Genomic DNA, 19,928 nt, shown 5'->3' with positions numbered 1-19,928 from the left:
AATTCTGGTATTATGAATCGGAGAATATTTGTTATACAAGTATTCTCCGGTTTGTTATATTAGACAGTCAGATATTTTTTGTTACAGGGAGAAGAAGGAGAGAAGATGGGAAAAAGAAGGTTACGAATGATGGCGGTAGCTATGGCTTTGGTCGTGGCAGCAGGGCAGTCCGGAGCAGGCTTTGTCAGTGGTATGGGATCTGTGACGAAGGTCTGTGCAGAGACGGAAGATACAACGGAGCAGGAATATATAACAGCAGATGGCTGTTATACATATAAAATCCTGGATGCGGAGAAAAAGACCGTAGCCCTTACGAAAGTGGATAAAACAAAGTTGTCTGTTACAGAAGTGGATTCGCAGAATATCCTTACGATTCCGTCAAAGGTGGATGATGAATATACAGTAACGGAATTAGGCGACAATTTGTTTTGCATGGTATATGAAGTTGGACCGGTTGATAGTCAGACAGAGGATGCAGATAGGAATCAGACCGGTGAAACGGACAGTGATCAGACAGATGATACGGATGGTGACCAGACCGAGGATAAAAAAAATAACCACATAGAGAAGGTCGTTTATCCTGTTCTGTCAGGAAAGAAGACAGATCATGGATAATGAAGTGGTGTTTGCCGTCGATGCTACCTACCAGAAAGCACAGTATGATGCCAGTGCCAAACGGCTGCTTGGACAGAAGATCATGCTGGCGCATATACTGATAAGAGTAGTAGACGAATTTAAAGGCATGGATGCAGAAACGGTCGCTTCACTGATCGAGGGGGAACGCTATTGTCACAGACAATAACGGTAGAACAAAAGTTGAAGCTTATGAAAAAGGGTGTCAGGTACAGATAAAATTTGTTTATTTGTATCTGGCATTTGTTTTGTTATCTGTTACCTGCTTTATTCTTTGTTTTTCTTCCTTGCATTTAGACATAAAACGTGGCATTATCATAGTTGAGTTTTAAGGAGGATAAGAAAATGCAGTTATCAGATTTTTACTATGATCTGCCTCAGGAGTTGATCGCACAGGACCCACTCTTAAAGCGTGATAATTCGAGATTAATGGTTTTGAACAGAGCAGAAGAAACCATTGAACATAAACATTTTTATGATGTAATATCATATCTGAAAGAGGGCGACTGTCTGGTTATTAATGATACAAAGGTTATTCCTGCCAGACTGATCGGTGAGAAAGAAGGAACCGGAGCGGCTATCGAGGTGCTGTTATTGAAGCGTCTGGATGACTGTACCTGGGAGACGCTTGTAAAACCGGGAAAGAAAGCCAGAGTCGGTGCAAGGATTATCTTTGGTGGCGGCAAACTGGTTGGTGAAGTTATCGATATCGTGGAAGAGGGAAATCGTATTGTTCGTTTTGAATACGAGGGAATCTTTGAGGAGATCTTAGATGAACTCGGACAAATGCCACTCCCACCATATATCACACATAAATTGGAAGACAAGAACCGTTATCAGACTGTCTATGCAGAGCATGAAGGTTCTGCTGCAGCGCCAACAGCCGGACTTCATTTTACAAAGGAGCTTTTAGAGGAGATCAAGGCAAAAGGCATCAAGATCGCACATGTAACGCTTCATGTCGGACTTGGAACATTCCGTCCGGTAAAAGAGGACAACATTCTGGATCATCATATGCATTCGGAATTCTATGTGATCGATGAGAAAGCAGCAGAGACGATCAATGAAACAAAGAAAAATGGCGGTCGAATCATTGCAGTCGGAACGACCAGTACGAGAACATTGGAAACAGTAGCTGATGAGAACGGTATGCTTCGGGCTTGTAGCGGTTGGACAGATATCTTCATCTATCCGGGTTATAAGTTCAAAGCCATTGATGGACTGATCACGAACTTCCATCTGCCGGAATCCACGTTGCTGATGTTGGTATCAGCCCTTTACAGCCGCGAGAAGATTCTCGAAGCCTATAAGGTAGCCGTGGAAGAACGCTATCGTTTCTTCTCCTTCGGCGATGCTATGTTGATTCTGTAGGACAAAGACTCCGCCGTATATTTTATGGAAATATGCTTTGATGCCGGTTTTCAGGATCTTGATATAAATAAATGACAATACCAGTGGTATAGCAAGATTCGTTTCATTTTCTATTCGGTTCGCACGCTGATTTGTCAGCAGTCGCCCAAACTCACCCTTACGGGTTCAGACAAGGGCTTGGTGCTGACAGCTAGTGCAAACCTCATGACGAAAATTACACGAACATCTTCTATTACCACTGGTATTGTCGTTTATTTATAATATAGATGTTAGTGAAATCGGCATCAAAGCAGAAAATCTATTTTATGTGGCGGAGCCTTTTTCCTCATTGCTTTGAAAAGCTCGGACGCTGGGATGAGTTATATCGAGATATTATATAAGGGAATTACATTAAAAATCCTGCTGCCCGGCTATGTACAAAAGACGTAAGCGAAGTTTTCGTTATGAGGTTTGCACGAATTGTCAGCACCAAGCCCATGTTTGAGCCCGTAAGGGTGAGTTTGGGCGACTGCTGACTAATAAATGTGCGAGCCGAATAGAAAACATGCTTGTCTTTTTACATAGCCGGGCAGCAGGATTTATTTGTAATTCCCTATCAGAAGTGTTGATTCACTCATTCCAGCGTCCGGGTGGGATACTACCTCAACCCGGCGAGATCCTGATAGAAGGTCGGGTAGGAGATGTTTACGCAGTCGCTGCCAAGAATCTCTGTGTCGCCGTCGGCGTTAAGTCCGGCAATGGCAAAGCTCATGGCGATGCGGTGGTCGAGGTGGCTGTCGATGACAGCACCGTGAAGCGGCTTGCCGCCATGGATGATCATGCCATCATCGGTAGCGCTAATATCTGCGCCCATAGCGGAAAGGTTCTTCACCATAACATCGATCCGGTTTGATTCTTTCACCTTCAGTTCCTGTGCATCTTTGATAACGGTTTGTCCCTTTGCAAAGCATGCCATGATGGCGATGATCGGAATCTCGTCGATCAGCTTCGGAATCAGGGAGCCTTCGATCACACAGCCTTTTAAATCTGAGGTCTGTACTGTGATGTCTGCAGCAGGTTCGCCCGGCTGATCCAGTCGGTCGTAGGTGATCGTACCGCCCATCATTTTTACAACTTCTAATATTCCATCACGGGTATTGTTGATACCCACATTCTTGATCGTGATACAGGAATCCGGTGTGATAAGTCCGGCTGCGATAAAGTAAGCCGCCGAGGAGATGTCTCCCGGGATCATGATCTTCTGACCGTATAATTTATCCGCAGGTTTTACAGTTGCGGTTGTGCCGGAGGTCTTGATATCGACACCGAAAGCATCAAACATCAGCTCCGTATGATTTCTGGATACATATGGTTCGGTTACACTGGTTTCGCCGTCGGCATACAGACCGGCAAGAAGAATACAAGATTTGACTTGTGCCGAAGCAACCGGTGAATTATAGTGGATGCCGTGTAATGGCTTTCCGGTGATCAGAAGCGGCGCACAGTCGTTTCCGTTTTCGCTCACGATATCAGCACCCATCAGAGAAAGCGGGGTCATGATCCGTTTCATCGGACGGCGGCAGATCGATGCATCACCGATCACGCGGCTCTTGAAATTCTGTGCCGCAAGAATTCCGGACATCAGTCTGGTAGTTGTTCCGCTGTTGCCAACATCGAGCGTTTCTTTCGGAGCCTGCAAACCATGAAGCCCTTTACCGTGAATGATAACGGTATCCCCATTGTGGTCGATCGTTACACCCATTTCGCGGAAGCAGTTCATAGAAGAAATGCAGTCTGCACCGTTTAAGAATCCATGTACTTCAGTTATACCATCTGCCAGTGATCCAAGCATGATCGAACGGTGGGAGATGGATTTATCTCCGGGGATCGTAAGGACCCCTTTTAATCCTGTTCTTCTGGAAAATATCATAATGTATTACCTGTCTGGACGCGATATCGTCCATTTCCTTTTTATGTTGTCTTATCTGTTATATAAACGGTATCCGGCATCGGCAAGAAGTTCAAATGCTTTCCGGCATGCATCCGTATCGTAGAAGGATAAACGTAGAACGCCTTCCTCGTCTTCACGATTATGGGAGATTCCGAAGTTCTTCAGATTGATGCCTGCATCAGCAAGCAGTACCGTAACCTTTGCCAGAGCACCCGGTTCATCCGGGATATCGACAAAGAGTTCATATTGCATACGGATAACACCGCTTGTATTGTTCGGGATGGAATCCCGGTATTCTCTGGATGACTCAAAGAAAGCATTGATGTCCTTTGCGTCATTTCTTTCAATATCATAAATCATTTTATTTAGAAGCTCAATATATTCCTTCAATCCATTCACGATGTTCTTCGGATTGCTGAGGAGAATGTGCTCCCAAACCACCGGATTTGAGGATGCGATTCGTGTGATATCTTTAAAACCTCCGGCTGCCAGAGATTTAAAGATTCCGTCCGGAGAATCGGCATGTCGTACCAGATTGACCAGAGACGCTGCGATCACATGCGGTACATGGCTGATATAGGAAGTGATCTTATCGTGTTCATCCGGGGAATACCGGATCGGGATAGCACCCAGATCGCCGATAAATGTCATAAATTCCTCCACGCGGTCTGACGGAGCATCCGGAGATGGAGTAATGAAATAATAAGCATTCTCAATCAGACGGTCGGTTGCTGCATCGTAGCCGGATCGTTCCGATCCGACCATTGGATGACCACCGATGAAATGAGAACCAAGTCCCAGTTCCTTTACAGCATCGTAGATATCGGATTTGACACTGCCGACATCAGATAGGATACAGGAATCAGAGATCAGTGGTTTTAAAGTTTTCAGATATTCTATATTATAATGAACCGGCGCACACAGAAAGATATAATCACAGTCTGCGATGTCGCTGATATTTGTTGTATAATGACCTAAGGTGCCATCCTCCTGCGCTTCTTTTAAGGTCGCGGTGTTGACATCATAGCCGATGATCGTATAGTTTGGGAAAATACGGTGAATAGATTTTGCCACCGATCCACCGATCAGACCAAGACCGATAAAACCAATTTTAAATGCATTCATAGCTGTTTCTCCTTTTTTGGATTTAACGCGTTAAAGCGTGTAACAACATTATATACACATAAAATCAAAATAGCAAGAAAAACTAAAAAGGTGTACAATAGAAATCAAAGTAAAAAGACAGGAGAACAGAGCATATGGAAGAAAGAAAAACAGAAGTTGATCTCATATCAGAAAAGCCGGAACAGACAGGCTTGTTAAAATATATGTTAGAAAAAGGAATTACCCAATTCCATGTTGTAAAGCATGGAGAGGAATATCTGAAAGAACACGGATTTTCCGAGCTTAAGTTAAAGGACAAATGGCAGCTTCAGGCAGGAGCAGATTATTATGTCAGACCATACAGTTCTGTTATGATCGCATTTCATCTGCCGAAGCAGCTGCAGCATATCCGTATAGCGACCAGCCATACGGATTTTCCGATGCTGAAGTTAAAGCCGTCAGCCGATATGGAAAAAGGCGGTTATCATATGTTGAATATAGAGACGTATGGCGGACTGTTAATGAAGACATGGTTTGACCGCCCGCTGGGACTTGCCGGCAAGGTAGTGGTAAAAGGCAGCGATGCATTTCATCCGGAGGTACGATTATATGATTCCGAGAAGCCGGTTGCGATTATACCGAGTCTTGCGCCGCATCTGAAACGTGGAGATTCAGAGACAAAATTAGATCCGCAGAAAGAACTGATCCCGGTATTTGGGCTTTGGAAGAAGGATGAACCGCATAGCTTTTTAGATGAGGTTGCAGAAATGCTTCAGATCGATAAGGTGGACATATTAGACTATGATCTGTATTTATATAATTGCGATTCCTGCCAAATGATCGGAGACAGTGGCGTATTTACATCACCGAGAATTGATAATGTATCTTCCGTTAGTGCGATTTTGGAATCTTTGGTGCGAATCGGAAACAAGTGGAAAGAAGAAAAAGGTAAGGGAACAGAAGCTGCATTGGCAGATGAAAAAATATCGGAAGTAGATGGATCTGATATGAATCTCGACATCGGAGTATTTTTCGATAACGAGGAGATCGGGAGTTTGTCCAAACAGGGAGCAGATTCCGGACTGCTTCGGATGATAACGGAACGTATCTTAAAAGACAGCGGAGAGAGCCGTACCATACAGGAGCTGCTTCCGGAGATATTTTTGATCTCTCTTGATGTGGCACATGGAACACATCCGAATTATCAGGAGAAATCCGATCCGGTCAACCGGGTACTGCTTGGAAATGGGGTTGTCTTAAAGAGCAGCGCGTCTCAGCGATATGTGACAGACAGCGAGGCTGCTGCAGTGATTCAGGTGCTCTGTGAGGATGAAGGAATTCCGTTTCAGCGTACGGTCAATAAGACAGGAATGCCGGGTGGAACTACGCTGGGTCCGATCGTTTCATCCTATCTTCCGGTAAAGGCAGTCGATATGGGAATGCCGGTACTCGCTATGCATTCAGCATGTGAAATGGCACATTTGTCAGACTATGAGTCGATGAAACGGCTCCTTATCGCTTTTTGGTTGAAATAGAGCCATATTTATGCGATAATAGACATTAGGTGTATAGAAATATGGACGGAGGTTACTTATGAAGAAGGTTTACAGAACAATACTTATATGTATGATGATCATTCTTTCAGCATTTGTACTTGCAGCCTGTGGGAAAAAGGATGCAGGAAAAAAGACGACTACCGAGAGTTCAACAGAAGCTTCTGAAGATGTAGCATCCACAGAGGATACAACAGAAGCGACGACGGAAGCACAGGTGGATGAAGAAGGATTCACGATCGTAAATGACAAGGTGACGACGACTGATTATGTAAATGTCAGAACAGCACCATCGACAGACGGAGATCCTGCGATGCAGCTTGCAGATGGTGTAGAGCTTGACCGGATCGGTTATAACGATGAGTGGAGCAAGGTATCGATCAAGGGTGAGACCTATTATGTTTATTCGAAATTTGTAAAGGCAGAAGGAGCAGCATCCAGTGGTGATGACAGCAGCACAGAAGAATCAACACAGGAGACAAGCAATGTTGGCGAAGGCAAGCTGATCTGTATTGATGCAGGTCATCAGGCAACGCCGAATACGGATACAGAGCCGGTAGGTCCCGGTGCGGAAGATAAGAAAGCAAAAGTCTCAGCCGGTAATACAGGTGTTACAACCGGTACAGAGGAATATGAACTGAATCTTGAGGTAGCGTTAAAGCTTCAGAGTGCATTAGAGGCAAGAGGCTATACTGTGAAGATGATCCGTACATCCAATGATGTCGATATCAGTAACGCTGCAAGAGCAGAACTTGCAAACAGTGATAAGGCAGATGCATTTATAAGAATCCATGCAAATGGTTCTACAGATACAAATGCGAGCGGTGTTATGACAGTATGCCAGACTAAGGATAATCCATACAATGCAGATATCTATGATTCCTGTAAACGGTTGTCTGCCGATGTATTAAGCGGAATGGCAGCAGCAACAGGGGCAAACAGCGAAGGTGTCTGGGAGACAGATTCCATGAGTGGAATTAACTGGTGTAAGGTTCCGGTTACGATCGTTGAGATCGGTTATATGACAAATTCAGAAGAAGACCAGAAGCTTGTAACATCAGATTATCAGAATCTGCTTGCAAAAGGAATTGCAGATGGTATAGATGCATATTTTGCAGGTGAGTGATCTGTAACAGATAATGAGATGATTTTTCGAAGACATTGAGTGAGTTATACTTGCGATATATGTAAGAAGATACAAAAGATATTTATAAAAATACAGGAGGACAAGACATGGAAGCATTAGAATGTATTAAGACAAGAAGATCGGTAAGAAAATTCAAAGAGGATATCATTCCGGATGAAGTGATCCGTGAGTTAGTAGAACTCGCATCCTATTCACCATCCTGGAAGAATACACAGACAATCCGTTACATCAGTGTTTCTGATCCGGAGAAGATCAAGAAGATCGCAGAAGAGGGTGTAATGGGATTCGCATTAAATGAGAAGACAGTTTCCAGAGCACATCAGTTGATGGTTGTGACACAGAAGAACGGTATTTGTGGATATGAGAGAGATGGAAGCTTCAGTACAAGCAAAGGTGCCGGATGGGAGATGTTCGATGCCGGTATCGCAGCCCAGACATTCTGTCTTGCAGCACATGAGAAGGGAATCGGAACGGTTATCCTTGGAGTATTTGATGATAAGAAGGTTGGAGAGATCGTAGGTGTGCCGGAAGGTCAGACAGTTGCCACCGTTATTGCAATGGGATATCCGGTATTTGCACCGGAGATGCCACCAAGAAAATCAGTTGATGATCTATTAACGATCCAGTAAGAGCTATTTTATTCATTATATAATGAATACTGACAGAAGATAGATTTGGAAGAAACAAAAGTCTGTCGGAATAGCCAACAAAACGAATAGTGTCTCGAAAGAGAAAAAATATACTGCACTTTAGTATAGATGATATGGTCTGCTAAGGTGCAGTTTTGTTGTAGAAGGTGATTTTTTCATGGTTTTGACAAAAGCAGATACATTAGATTATTTGAAAAACAGAATAACAAAATCGAGAATAGAAGACCTTATGATCGTAACCGGGAAAATGTATGGTGAGAACCGGAAACAGATCCTTGCCGATATTCAATCACAGTTTAAAGGACAGACGATTGTTGTTCGAAGCTCCTGTTCCAATGAAGATTCCTCCGAGACATCAAATGCGGGTCATTATGACAGTATATTGGATGTCGACGCTGATGATCGCGATGCTGTATGTCATGCGGTTGAGACAGTATTTGATTCCTATAAAAAAGATCTGCCAGATATCAGGAATGAACAGGTGTTGATCCAGACGCAGACGAAATCTATCATCAGCAGCGGAGTTATCTTCTCCAGAGAGATCAAATCAGGAAGACTGTATTATGCAATCTCATATGATGAAGATTCGACCGATGCGGTAACCAGTGGAAGCGGAGGAAAGACGATTTATATTGCACGGACAGCAGAGAGTTCATCTCTCCCGGAGCGCTGGGGTGTTCTGATCACAGCCATGAGGGAATTAGAAGACATCTTTCCGGAGTATCCGCTCGATGTGGAATTTGCAGTTGGAGCAGATCTGACAGTTACGATCTTTCAGGTGCGTCCGCTTGCGGCCTGTATTAAGAAACTGCAAAAGCCGTCTGACTACAAAGAAGACAGAGCAAAGAATGATCGTATATTTGGAGAATTGATAAACAAGATAAAACAGCAGTATCAAAAACTCAGTGATCTGTTGTATGAGAAACAGGCAATCTTATCCGATATGGCATTCTGGAATCCTGCTGAGATCATAGGAGTGAATCCGCATCCGCTTGATTTCTCCCTTTACAGAGAGATCATAACGAAGGCTGCCTGGAATCAGGGACTTACCACGATCGGATATCGTGTGGTGGACGGAGATCTGATGTACAGGGTCGGAAATAAACCATATATATCATTGCGGAAGTCATTTCTGTGCCTGATGCCTGCGGATTTAGATGAGGACATGGTGAAAAAACTTTTGGCATTTTATGACCGGAAGATATTATCGGATATAACGGCACATGATAAAATAGAATTTGAAATCGTATTTTCCAATTATGATTTTACAACGGAGGATCGGTTGCAGGAATTATTAGAATATGAATTCACGAAAGGCGAGATTCAGGATTTGTCAAATAGCCTGTTTCGTCTGACGGATCGTGCAATCTGTAATTTCAGGCAGAACCGGATGCAGGATATCCGTTCCTTAAACGGACTGAAGGTGCATCGGGAAAATATCAGGAATAACTGGCTGATGGCAGCAAAGGATGTGAATACTTCCATCCGTTATTTTATAGAATTGATCGAGAGTATCAAACAGTACGGAACACCGAAATTTGCAAGACAGGCAAGACTTGCATTTATCTCAAAGGCTCTTTGCAGGTCACTTAGTGCAAAGGGATATTTTACGAGCCGTGAGATTGATGACTTTATGATGTCAATCTACACAGTGGCATCGGAGTACGATTCGGATTTTCAGGATTTTGCAGAAGGACGGATTACCAGAGCTGCATTTGATGAGAAATACGGGCATCTTCGTTCCGGCACTTACGATATCACCTGTGAGACATATGAGGAACGGGATTTTGACAGCTCCAAGGCAAGCGAGACAGCAAAGAAGCAGAGACAGAGAATTGAGCGGTTAAAGCATACGCCATTAGATCCGGAGAAGGTAGAACAGGCACTTTCCGATATCGGCTTTGGTGTTGATGCAAAGAAATTTGTGGAATTCTTAAAGGATTCCATGGAAGAACGGGAATATTTTAAATTTGAATTTACGAAATCCTTAAGTCTGGCAATCGATATTCTGATCAATATTGGAGAAATGTTGAATTTTTCAAAAGAAGATATGGCATATCTCACAGTAGATGATATAATTGCAGTGTATCATAAACCAGAAACGGAGATCCGAAGGATATGGGAACAGGTGATCGCAGAGAACCGAAAGGCATATACAGATGCTTCCGATATGATTCTGCCAGATGTGATCTGTAATAAGCAGCAGTTGGAATATATCGAGATGGTAGAGGCGAGACCGAATTTTATCACCTCGGAGATCGTGACCGGAGCAGTTGTCATATTGGAGGATGAGGAATCGAAGCGTGACGATGCCGGAGCGGTTGATGTTGCAGATAAGATCGTAGTGATCCCGAAAGCAGATCCCGGCTATGACTGGATCTTTGCAAAAGGAATCCGGGGCTTTATTACGAAGTATGGTGGTGTTGCATCCCATATGGCGATCCGATGTGCGGAATTCAATATTCCGGCGGCTATTGGATGTGGCGACGTTATTTATAATTATGTAACAGGACTTGACAAACTGACACTTGATTGTAAAAATGGAAAGATACTGAAGGAGGAATAGGCGTATGCTTCACGCACTGATAACACAACGCGAAGGTCAGAATATGTATGGAAAATCCACGGATGTTCTGGAAGCTGCCTATACGGAATTTTATGAAAGCATGGGAATAAGACTTCATCCGGTGTCGAATTTCACCAGAGATTTTGAAGCCTTATTTGAAGATCCGATTGACGTACTGATCGTAACGGGTGGCGGTACGCTTCACCCGAAATATTATGTAGAACCGCATAAGGCAGAGCTGCAGCCGCATCGGGATGTGATGGAGGAACGGCTCATTATGTACTGTGTGGAGAATGAGATACCGATCATCGGGGTATGCAGAGGTATGCAGCATCTGAATGCTCTTTTTGGTGGAAAGATTTCATATTCTGCACCGTTTGTGGTACCAAGACCGCGAGGTGTTGACCATATGGCAAAAATATGTAATTCGGATCGATATATAAAGATAAATAATTTTCACAGTGATTGTGTATATCTGGAAAACCTTTCAACAATGTTTTATCCGTTGGTTGTAGATGAAGAAAATGGATCGGTTGAGGCATTTGTGTCACCAACCATGAGTATTCTTGCGTTTCAGTGGCATCCGGAGCGGTATTTTGAAAGTGAAGAAGGAAGGCTTTTCAGCAGACATCTGATCCAGGATTTCTTAGGTATTCCAAGAGATGATAAGAAACCGGATCTATAAATAAAATCCTATAAAGCCATAGTTGGAGGAAGCAATAGACATGGAAAAAGGAAAAGCAAAACAACTGCTTGATAAGATGCAGGTATTGATTGAGGACGGACAGAATGTTCCATTTGCAGCAGGGAAGGTTCTTGTAAATAAAGAAGAAATGCTGGAAATGATAGAAGATCTGAAAAAGACGATAGATATAGAATTAAAAGCGTATCATGAGATCACGGATAAGCGTGGCAAGATCATAAAGGATGCGAATAAAGAAGCCGAGGACATTATCGTAGAGGCAGAAGAATCTGCAAGCCGGATCCGAATGAGCAAGCCGAATCCGCTCTATGTCCAGAGGCAGGTAAAGGATCTGAACAAGAAAGATAAGATGGCACTTCGGACAGCAAATGAGATCTATGCGGCATCGATCATTTATACGAATGAGATGCTTATGGAGATCAATGAATCGGTACGTCAGGCATATAATATGATCAGCGAGGAAACCGACCGTGTGCTGGATTCCCTCAGACAGAAATCCGATGTCATTGAGCAGAATAAGCGAGAGCTGATGGATGGACTTCTGGATATGAAAAAGCAGGAACGGTATGCCGATATCTTAGAGATCAGCCAGCTCCTTGCAAATGAACTGTACTATGAGAAGAACCGGTTTGAGGAAGAAGAACAGAAGACGAAGAAGCAGGCAGAAGAAAATGAGATGGTTCAGTGGGAATTTGATTTTGAGGATAAGAAGGAAGATCCGATCAAGGTAAAACCATCCAGACAGCCGGTGAAGCTTCATGATGATATTTTGCATGATGAGGTTGTTGATTCAGCATTTGAGATTGCAGATGAATTAAAGAAAGAAAAGAAAAAGTCATTATTTGAGGATCGGACACCTGTGCCGTTAGAGGAATCAATTACGGATGCAGGGGTTGCAGGAAAGGCAGCAGAAGGCCCTTCTAAGAAAATTCCGGAGTTTCGGATTGGTGGAAACATCCATAAGAGCCTTGACGATGAACTTTAAAGCCACCTAAGAACAGAAGCGTGATACTTTACATTTAATTCATGATTCAGGCGTTGCGGAGCGTACGCCTGTTATGATATCATGGGTTTGTGAGCACGAAAAAACAAGAAACCATAAAGTGTAAATATATACAGGAGGTAATTATTTATGGGGATTTTAAAAAGATTTAAAGACATTATGTCAGCAAACATCAACGCTATGCTTGATAAGGCAGAGGATCCGGAGAAGATGATCGACCAGTATCTCAGAGACTTACAGGAAGATCTTAGAAACGTAAAATCAGAGACAGCAACCGTTATGGCAGATGAGACCAGATGCAAACGTGCATTGGATGACTGCGATGCAGATATTGCCAAGATGCAGAACTATGCAGAGAAGGCACTCCTTGCAGGAAACGAAGCAGATGCCATGAAGTTCTTAGAGAAGAAGAATCAGTTATCAACCAAGAGAACTTCGTTACAGCAGTCTTATGATATGGCAGCAGGAAATGCGGCTAAGATGAAAGAGATGCATGATAAGCTGACGAAGGATATCATGGATCTGAACGCAAGAAAAGATGCGATCAAGGCTAAGGTTCAGGTTGCAAAGACGCAGGAGAAGATGAATAAGATGATGGGAAGCGTAACGGATACAGCCGGAACGATCTCAGCATTTGACAGAATGGAAGCAAAGGCTGATGCAATGCTTGACAAGGCAAATGCTATGGCAGAATTAAATGCCAGCGGTAAGGATGAGACAGATGATCTGATGAGCAAATACGATGCAGAACCATCATCAGCAGTTTCAGACGAACTTGCAGCATTAAAGGCAAAGATGGGACTTTCATAGGAGGAAACAGATGGGATTATTTTCAAATCAGTTTGCCAATGTAGTTGAGTGGGAAGAATACAGAGATGACTTGCTCTTCTGGAAATGGACAAATCGAGAGATAAAGAAAGATTCCAGACTTATCATTAAACCGGGACAGGATGCAATCTTCCTGTATAACGGTGCGGTAGAAGGTATCTTCACAGAATCAGGAAGTTATACGATTGATTCGGATATCATTCCATTCCTTTCTACATTAAAGGGATTTAAGTTTGGTTTCAACTCAGGACTTCGTGCAGAGGTTCTGTTCATCAATACGAAAGAGTTTACCTGTAACTGGGGAACCAGTTCACCGATCCGTTTACAGGCTCCGGGACTTCCGGGCGGACTTCCGGTACGGTCAAATGGTAAGTTTTCATTCAAGATCGATGATTACAATGTGTTGATCGAGAGAATCGCCGGGGTAAAGGCAATCTTTACAGTGGATGATGTCAGAGACCGTATTAAGGGAATCTTAGATGGACTGTTGATCAAATGGATCACAAAGGTCGGCGGTGACGTATTCAATCTGATGGCAAATGCAACGGATATTGCGAAGGGTATTTTAGAAGATCTGGATATGGAACTGATCAAGATCGGTCTGACCATGACAGATTTCAGAATCAGCGAATTTACATATCCTGAGAATATATCAAAACGTGCAGATCAGGCTGCTGAGTATACGATGCTTGGTGACATGGGACGGTTCCAGCAGGTGAAGATGGTAGATGCACTTGCAAATTCCAACGGAAAAGGTGGAACCAATATGGCAGATGTTGCCAGCGGTATGATGGGAATGCAGATGGGTATGATGATGGCAAATCAGATGACCGGTAATCTGCAGAACAACATGAACGGACAGATGAATCAGCAGGCAGCTCCAACCGGAAATGGTACGGCTCCTAAGTTCTGCCCGAACTGCGGAACCCCTACAAATGGAGCAAAGTTCTGTGGTAACTGCGGAACAAAGCTGATATAAAGGAGTACAAAAGCGATGGCTGGATTAAATGACATGCAGGATTTGGCATGCAGACATGTCGATGGACCGCTTCTGATACTGGCAGGTGCCGGATCAGGAAAGACCAGAGTAATCACCCACCGGGTAGCGTATCTGATGGATGAGATCGGAGTGAATCCATATAATATTCTTGCGATAACATTTACAAATAAAGCCGCAGCCGAAATGAGAGACAGAGTAAATAACATTGTTGGAGAGGGTGCTGAACGAGTATGGGTCAGCACCTTTCATTCGTTATGTGTACGGATTCTGCGACGGTTTTCAGACAGGCTCGGTTATGCAACAAATTTTAATATCTATGATTCGGATGACCAGAAATCTGCGGTCAAGAATATTCTGAAGGAATTGAAGATCGATCCGAAGAAGTATCCGGAGAAGATGTTCCTGGCAGAGATATCAAATGCAAAGGAGCGGTATATTTCACCGGATCAGTATGCGAAGATGAATGCGACAGATTTTGTGAAGACACAGACGGCAACCGTATATTCCGAGTATATGAAGCGACTCCGTAAATTCAATGCATTTGATTTTGATGATCTGATCTACAAGGTGGTTGAGCTGTTTGAACATAATCCGGATGTACTGGAATTATATCAGGACAGATTTCGTTATATTATGGTGGATGAGTATCAGGATACAAACCACATACAGTTTCTGATGGTGAAGCAGCTTGCTTCCAAATACAGAAACCTTTGTGTCGTTGGTGATGATGACCAGTCAATCTACAAATTCCGTGGTGCCAATATTACGAATATTTTGAATTTTGAAAAGGAATATCCGGATGCGAAGGTCGTGAAGCTGGAACAGAATTATCGTTCCTGTGGAAATATTCTGGCGGCTGCAAATGCGGTGATCAAGCATAACGAAGGAAGAAAGGATAAAGCCCTCTGGACAGATCAGGGAGATGGCGAGAAGCTTGTATTTAATCAGAGTGAGGATGAATACATGGAGGCGGATCGTGTTGTAAATGAGATCATCCGTCTGACAGCAAATGGTGCACAGTATAAAGACATTGCTTTACTATATCGTACGAATGCACAATCTCGTATCCTTGGTGAGAAGCTGGTTATGCGAGGAATACCACATCGGGTCTACGGTGGTCAGAATTTCTATGAACGAAAAGAAATTAAAGATATAATGGCATATCTGAAGGTTGTAAATAACTCTACAGACGATACCTATCTCAGACGAATCATCAATGTACCAAAGCGTGGAATCGGTGATGCTACCGTTGATAAGGTGGCCGCATTTGCCGCTGCAAATGATATGACACTGATGGAAGCCATGCAGATCATAGAGCAAGTTCCGGGATTACAGCGTTCGGTTGCAAAAATTTCCGGCTTTGTGGAATTGATCGATGGATTTCGGGGGATAATAGAGGAGCAGGAACCACTCAGTACATTATTTGACCGTATTCTGGAGGATACCGGATATGAAGATGAACTGATAGCGGAGCACACGGATGAATCGATGGCTAGACTTGAGAATATCGATGAGTTAAGAAACCGTGTGGTTCAGTTTGAAACCGATTATGAGGAAGCAACACTGGCAGATTTTCTGGAGGATATCGCGCTGGTTTCGGAGACCGATAAAATGTCCGATGATGATAATATGGTTAAATTAATGACGATCCATGGTTCAAAGGGACTGGAGTTCCCATATGTATTCTTATGTGGCATGGAAGAGCGAATCTTCCCAAGTGCGATGGCGATCAATTCGGATGATGAAGATGCGCTGGAAGAAGAACGCAGACTTTGCTATGTAGGAATTACAAGAGCGATGAAGAAGCTATATCTGTCCTGTGCAAGAAACCGTATGCTGCATGGAAGTAGAAACTGCAATGACATCTCCAGATTTATTAAAGAGATTCCGCCGCTGCTGTTCCAGGATTCCGGTGATATTACAAGGCATGTAAAACGGATGGAAGAACGGCAGTTTGCAGACACCGGATATACCGGAAATAGGTATGGTAGCAGCGGGCAGTCAGGATATGGAAAAGGCTCATATCATGGAAGATCGTCGCAAACGGGTTCCGGATATTCTTCATCGAATCCATACAGCAGCTACAGTAAGGCAAAGAAAGAGCCGATCAGTATAATACCATCGACCAAACCATCATTTGGCAAAGAATTTACCGTGAACCGGGAACTGGTTCTCGACTATGGAGAAGGTGATCGGGTGCGTCATATGAAATTTGGAAATGGAACTGTAACGCAGCTTGTAAAGGGCGGCAGAGATTATGAGGTGACGGTAGATTTTGATCGTGGCGGTACAAGAAAAATGTTTGCTTCCTTTGCAAAATTAAAGCGTTTGGAAGAATAAAGAAATTATAATAATTCCAAGATAATATAGAAATAGAAAAAAGAGTATGCTATAATGACGGCATACAGAAACTAAATGAAAGGGTGGTAGTTTATAATGAAAAATAATGATGTAATCTTAGTAAAAAGCGAACCAACAGAAGAAAAGGCAAAAGGTGTTGTATTTGTGATCCTTGCGATTATCGGTGCAGTAGCAGCGATCGCAGGTATTGCATATGCAGTATATTCATACCTGACACCTGATTTTCTTGATGATTTTGATGATGATTTTGATGATGATTTTGATGACGACTTCTTCGATGATGACGATGATGACGAGGAAGAAGCACCGGCAGAGCAGCCTGCCGAGACAGCAGAAGCACCGGCAGCAGAGCCTGTAGCAGACGCTGAATAATCAAAAATTTGAGCTGAATCAAAGTGAGTAAAATAACCGGATTAGTTTTTTGAATTATAAAGAGCTAATTCGGTTATTTTTATCTAAAAAGATATATGAAAAGTTTTCATTTATAGTTAGTGGAAATTTTGTGGAAAAGGGAGAAATAATAGATCAAGATATCAATGTTTAGATCAAAAATGAGAAGTGAGATTTGGCATTGGAGTATATGTACTTTATGAAGTAAGCCTTTTTAACGCCGGTTCTTAGTGAGTCGCCATAGGCGAGGAGCTTAGCACCGTTGCGTTAAAATAGAGTGCGAACGTCTTACGGAATAATAAGTAATGCTGTCTTTCATTTTATCTACTGACAAGACACATGTAAAGTGGTGTAAAATACTATATTGTCATGCACAACAGAACGTGGTATACTAAGGCAACGCTTTTTTATAATAAGAAGAAAAAACAAATAAATACAGTTGGAGAAACAATATGAAGACAGATATTTTAATTGTTGGAAGTGGATGCGCAGGTTTATATGCTGCATTGAATCTCCCCAGTGATAAACAGATAACGATCATAACAAAGGATATCGTAGAACACAGTGATTCCTTCCTGGCACAGGGTGGCATGTGTATGCTGAAATCAGAAGATGACTATGACAGTTATTTTGAAGACACCATGAAGGCGGGACATTATGAGAATAATCCAAAGAGTGTAGAAGTCATGATACGTTCATCGGTCGATGTTGTAAACGATCTTGTAAAGTATGGAGCGGATTTCCATCGGGAGCCGGATGGCAGTTTCAGCTATACAAAGGAAGGAGCACATAGCCATCACCGTATCATTTTTCATGAGGATGTAACAGGAAAAGAGATCACAAGTACCCTGCTCCGCAATGTAGAGAAGCTTTCGAATGTGACGATCTACGAACATGTAACCATGGTGGATATCCTGTGTAAGGATAATTGCTGTTACGGTGTGGTGGCAAGGGATGCGGAGAATAAGATTTTCCCGATCATGGCAAACTATACCATGCTTGCTTGTGGGGGAATCGGTGGTATTTACAGACATTCGACTAATTTCAGACACCTGACCGGAGATGCCGTTGCGATCGCATTAAAGCATGGGATTGAGACAGAGCATGTGAACTATGTCCAGATTCATCCGACAACTTTATATAGCAAAGAGCCGGAGGACAGGAGTTTTTTGATCTCGGAATCGGTTCGTGGCGAGGGGGCGCTGCTCTATAACAAGAATCATGAGCGGTTTGTAAATGAACTTCTTCCGAGAGATCTGCTGACGATCGAGATTCGCAAACAGATGGAGAAGGACGGAACAGATTATGTCTGGGAAGATATGACTGTGATTGATAGAAAAGAATTAGAAGAACATTTCCCGAATATCGTTGAGCATTGCAAAGAAATGGGATATGATGTGTATACAGAATGCATACCGGTTGTGCCGGCACAGCATTATTTCATGGGCGGTATCAAGGTGGATTTGTCCAGTAAGACATCGATGGATCAGTTATATGCGATCGGAGAGACTGCATGTAACGGAGTTCATGGCAAGAATCGACTGGCAAGTAATTCACTTCTTGAGAGCCTGGTATTTGCCAAGCGGGCCGCAAAGGAAATGACTGAGCAGTTCGATCGGACAAAGATAGAAGAAATCTCTTACAGAGAAGACGATTATACAGATAAGAAGAAGCTGGCAACAGAATATAAAGCACTGCTTAAGGCTGAGATTGCAAGGGAAAACGAAGAAGACCTGCACAGACAGGAAGCATAGAAAAATCATTCAGGAGGATATTATGTACGATCAGATTACTTTAAAATTAAATGTAGATCCATTTATTCTTGGAGCATTAAAAGAAGATATTACAAGTGAGGATGTATCAACAAATTCCGTTATGCCGGAGGCATGCATGGGAAAGGTAGAGTTAATCTGCAAGCAGGATGGAATCATCTGTGGTTTACAGGTGTTTAAGAGAGTATTTGAATTATTAGATGATACAACCGTGACAGAACTCTACTGCAAGGATGGCGATGAGGTAAAGGCAGGACAGTTGATGGGAGTTGTAACCGGGGATATCCGTGTATTGTTATCGGGAGAACGGACAGCACTGAATTATCTGCAGAGGATGAGCGGTATTGCTACGTACACATATAAGGTTGCAGGACTTCTTGCAGGAAGCAAGATCCAGTTGCTTGATACCAGAAAGACAACCCCGAATAATCGTATTTTTGAAAAATATGCAGTTCGTGTCGGCGGTGGGCATAATCACAGATATAATCTTTCGGACGGAGTCCTTCTGAAGGATAACCATATAGGCGCGGCAGGCGGAGTGAAAGAGGCAATCCGTATGGCAAAGGAATATGCACCGTTTGTCAGAAAGATCGAAGTCGAGGTTGAGAATCTGGATATGGTAAAGGAGGCTGTTGAAGCCGGAGCGGATATTATCATGCTGGATAATATGTCAGATGAAATGTTAAAAGAAGCGATCGGCATCATAGATGGCAAGGCAGAGATCGAGGTATCAGGTAATGTAACAGCAGAAAATATCGAGCGCTTGAAGAACCTTGGTGTTGATTATATATCAAGTGGAGCACTGACACATTCCGCTCCGATCATGGATATTTCTCTGAAAAATCTTCATAGAATCTAACTGAATATTGTAACAAAATTTCTGGTGCCTTTGGGTGCAGGGAAGGTTTATATGAGAA

General features: G+C 43.0%; 17 protein-coding genes. 15 read left to right on the top strand and 2 right to left on the bottom strand.

Annotated features, from left to right (window positions below; all coding sequences use genetic code 11):
* Positions 1-105: 105 nt before the first annotated feature.
* The 3 genes from OCV60_RS06170 to queA all read left to right on the top strand — a co-directional run bounded on the left by OCV60_RS06170 (position 106) and on the right by queA (position 2,004).
* Complete coding sequence (locus tag OCV60_RS06170; protein WP_117785153.1) at positions 106-615, top strand: hypothetical protein; 510 nt, start codon at positions 106-108, stop codon at positions 613-615.
* Complete coding sequence (locus OCV60_RS06165; protein ID WP_117785152.1) at positions 608-802, top strand: hypothetical protein; 195 nt, start codon at positions 608-610, stop codon at positions 800-802. The genes OCV60_RS06170 and OCV60_RS06165 overlap by 8 nt, the downstream gene beginning before the upstream one ends.
* Positions 803-978: 176 nt before the next feature.
* Positions 979-2,004: a tRNA preQ1(34) S-adenosylmethionine ribosyltransferase-isomerase QueA gene (gene queA, locus OCV60_RS06160; RefSeq protein ID WP_117785151.1), complete on the top strand. Its 1,026-nt coding sequence runs from the start codon at positions 979-981 to the stop codon at positions 2,002-2,004.
* Positions 2,005-2,641: 637 nt separating this feature from the next.
* Here queA and aroA read toward each other — a convergent pair.
* Complete coding sequence (gene aroA / locus OCV60_RS06155; RefSeq protein WP_173788935.1) at positions 2,642-3,913, bottom strand: 3-phosphoshikimate 1-carboxyvinyltransferase; 1,272 nt, start codon at positions 3,911-3,913, stop codon at positions 2,642-2,644.
* A 51-nt stretch (positions 3,914-3,964) separates the two neighbouring features.
* Entirely contained in the window at positions 3,965-5,059 is a 1,095-nt protein-coding gene (locus tag OCV60_RS06150) for a prephenate dehydrogenase (protein WP_117785149.1), read from the bottom strand.
* 134 nt (positions 5,060-5,193) lie between these two features.
* Between OCV60_RS06150 and OCV60_RS06145 the strand changes: the two genes are divergently transcribed.
* The 12 genes from OCV60_RS06145 to nadC all read left to right on the top strand — a co-directional run bounded on the left by OCV60_RS06145 (position 5,194) and on the right by nadC (position 19,870).
* Positions 5,194-6,573 carry a M18 family aminopeptidase gene (locus tag OCV60_RS06145; RefSeq protein WP_262529751.1) on the top strand — a complete coding sequence of 460 codons (1,380 nt, stop codon included), beginning with the start codon at positions 5,194-5,196 and terminating at the stop codon, positions 6,571-6,573.
* A gap of 58 nt (positions 6,574-6,631) precedes the next feature.
* Positions 6,632-7,717 (top strand): N-acetylmuramoyl-L-alanine amidase, encoded by a 1,086-nt coding sequence (locus OCV60_RS06140; RefSeq protein WP_117785147.1) that lies wholly within the window; start codon positions 6,632-6,634, stop codon positions 7,715-7,717.
* A gap of 107 nt (positions 7,718-7,824) precedes the next feature.
* Entirely contained in the window at positions 7,825-8,367 is a 543-nt protein-coding gene (locus OCV60_RS06135; protein WP_008401292.1) for a nitroreductase family protein, read from the top strand.
* Between the two features lie 178 nt (positions 8,368-8,545).
* Positions 8,546-10,954, top strand: coding sequence for a PEP-utilizing enzyme (locus OCV60_RS06130; RefSeq protein WP_262529748.1), 2,409 nt, complete (start codon positions 8,546-8,548; stop codon positions 10,952-10,954).
* A 4-nt stretch (positions 10,955-10,958) separates the two neighbouring features.
* Positions 10,959-11,639, top strand: a complete 681-nt coding sequence (locus tag OCV60_RS06125; RefSeq protein ID WP_021943991.1) for a gamma-glutamyl-gamma-aminobutyrate hydrolase family protein — start codon at positions 10,959-10,961, stop codon at positions 11,637-11,639.
* Positions 11,640-11,679: 40 nt separating this feature from the next.
* A complete protein-coding gene (locus tag OCV60_RS06120; protein WP_262529745.1) occupies positions 11,680-12,642 on the top strand; it encodes a hypothetical protein in 963 nt (320 codons plus the stop codon).
* 147 nt (positions 12,643-12,789) lie between these two features.
* Complete coding sequence (locus OCV60_RS06115; protein ID WP_021943993.1) at positions 12,790-13,470, top strand: PspA/IM30 family protein; 681 nt, start codon at positions 12,790-12,792, stop codon at positions 13,468-13,470.
* A gap of 10 nt (positions 13,471-13,480) precedes the next feature.
* Positions 13,481-14,467, top strand: a complete 987-nt coding sequence (locus OCV60_RS06110; protein ID WP_117785144.1) for an SPFH domain-containing protein — start codon at positions 13,481-13,483, stop codon at positions 14,465-14,467.
* A gap of 15 nt (positions 14,468-14,482) precedes the next feature.
* Complete coding sequence (locus tag OCV60_RS06105; RefSeq protein WP_117785143.1) at positions 14,483-16,828, top strand: ATP-dependent helicase; 2,346 nt, start codon at positions 14,483-14,485, stop codon at positions 16,826-16,828.
* 96 nt (positions 16,829-16,924) lie between these two features.
* A complete protein-coding gene (locus tag OCV60_RS06100) occupies positions 16,925-17,221 on the top strand; it encodes a hypothetical protein (protein ID WP_021943996.1) in 297 nt (98 codons plus the stop codon).
* 470 nt (positions 17,222-17,691) lie between these two features.
* Positions 17,692-18,993, top strand: a complete 1,302-nt coding sequence (locus OCV60_RS06095) for an L-aspartate oxidase (protein WP_021943997.1) — start codon at positions 17,692-17,694, stop codon at positions 18,991-18,993.
* 22 nt (positions 18,994-19,015) lie between these two features.
* Positions 19,016-19,870, top strand: coding sequence for a carboxylating nicotinate-nucleotide diphosphorylase (gene nadC / locus OCV60_RS06090; protein ID WP_021943998.1), 855 nt, complete (start codon positions 19,016-19,018; stop codon positions 19,868-19,870).
* Positions 19,871-19,928 lie beyond the last annotated feature (58 nt).

The organism is Coprococcus ammoniilyticus, assembly GCF_025567345.1.
Classification (GTDB): Bacteria; Bacillota; Clostridia; order Lachnospirales; family Lachnospiraceae; genus Coprococcus; species Coprococcus ammoniilyticus.
This window is presented reverse-complemented; position numbering and strand designations above follow the sequence as displayed.